General features: G+C 62.8%; 2 protein-coding genes. Both read right to left on the bottom strand.

Annotated elements, in window-relative coordinates; translation table 11 throughout:
- Positions 1–362, bottom strand: a 362-nt coding sequence (locus OQK_RS00540; protein WP_016770647.1) for an ExbD/TolR family protein, incomplete at its 3' end; no start/stop codon positions are given.
- A gap of 11 nt (positions 363–373) precedes the next feature.
- Positions 374–1,615, bottom strand: a 1,242-nt coding sequence (locus OQK_RS00535; RefSeq protein ID WP_038860109.1) for a MotA/TolQ/ExbB proton channel family protein, incomplete at its 5' end; no start/stop codon positions are given.

Raw genomic sequence — 1,615 nt, 5'->3', positions numbered from 1 at the left:
TCGAGCACTTCGATGACTTTCTGGTACTGCACCGTCGCATCGCCACGCACGATCACCGTAAAATCCGGGCTTTGTGCTTTCTCGATGCGCAGGCGCTCTTCCAGCTCGGCCAAAGTGACCGGATAGGCATCGAGGAACACCTGGCCGCCGTCGTTGACCGAGATCGCCTTGGTCTTGGCTTCCGACAGCGACACCGACGCGCTGGCCTTGGGCAGGTTGATCTGGATCCCGGAGACCTGCGCGGTGGCAGTGAGGATGAACATCACCAGCACCACCATCAGCACATCGACCAACGGGGTGATGTTGATGCTGTCGACGGCGGCATCGTCATCATCGTCGTGGGAGGCATTTACGGACGCCATGGCAGTGCTCCTCAGGCCGGTACGGGGTGGTTGGCATGATGGCCGCGCTGGTGCGACGCCTCACTGAACTGGCTCTCGCCGTGCATCTCCGCCAGACGGGTGATGAACTCGTCGACGAACACACGCATGTCGGCGCTGACTTCCTTGTTGCGGGTGATCAGGCGGTTGTAGCCAAACAGCGCGGGGATCGCGACGAACAGGCCCATCGCCGTGGCCAACAGCGCGGCGGCCATGCCCGGCGCGATGGCATTGATATTCACGTCGCCGGCCATCGCCGTGCCGAGGAACACCACCATGATCCCCAGCACCGTGCCTAGCAGGCCGATATACGGACCGCCGGCGATGGCGTTGGACAGGGTCGAGAGTTTCGAACTCAGTTGCTGGTTCTCGCGGGTGCGCACGCCGTCCATCGAGCAGCGAATGGCCTCGATAGTCGCGGCAGAGACCGAAGAGGTATCGGCGCCCTGCTCGCGGCGGGTACGGATCTCTTTGACCGCCACCAGATACAGGCGCCACAGCGACGAATGCTGCAGACGCTGAGCCAGTTGCGCGTCGTCGGCGAACATTTCCAGGCGCGTGCCGACCTTGGCGAATTGCACGCGGAAGTCTTCGTTGGCAGCGGTGACGCGGCTGAGGCTGCGGTTCTTGCGCAGCATGATGATCCACGACTGGAACATCATCAGCACCAGCACGGCAATAATCACCCAGGCGTCGATCGGCACCGCGTTGAGCAGGAAGCCGAGGCTGCCGAAGCCAAACCCGGATTGTTCTTCATCGACGCCGTAAGCCACCAGTTTCGACTCGGCGCCTTGCGAGGTGGCATCGGCCAGCAACAGCGCGGCCGGACGGGCGACTTTCGACAGGCGCAGCTCATCAATTGCGCCAGCGAATGGCTGGAACGCGCCTTCCTGCAGATCGGTGCCGATGGCCATGACCGAGTTGAACGCCGGCATCGCCTGAGCCAACGCAGCGCTTTCGCGACCGTTGATGTACAGGGTGACTTTCGAGCCCTCGGCGGTCAGTGCGAGGTGTTGCCATTGCCCCGGCGCCAGCGCTTGGGTGGCAGCGGCGCGCTGGCCATCGATTTCCACGAATGGCAGACCCTGGCTTACGCCGACCAACAGACTTTGCGTGCCTTCGCGTCGAGCGAGAATCAGTTGCTCGCCACTTGCCTGATCCAGACGCAGCCAGGCACTGAAAGTGAACGCACTGCCCGCGTTGTGTTGCAGCGACGGACTGGCTGGCAGCAACAA

It is taken from the genome of Pseudomonas sp. R62 (genome assembly GCF_000257605.1).
Lineage (GTDB): Bacteria > Pseudomonadota > Gammaproteobacteria > Pseudomonadales > Pseudomonadaceae > Aquipseudomonas > Aquipseudomonas atacamensis.
The sequence above is the reverse complement of the archived record's forward strand: the minus strand, read 5'-3'. Positions and strand labels throughout refer to the sequence as shown.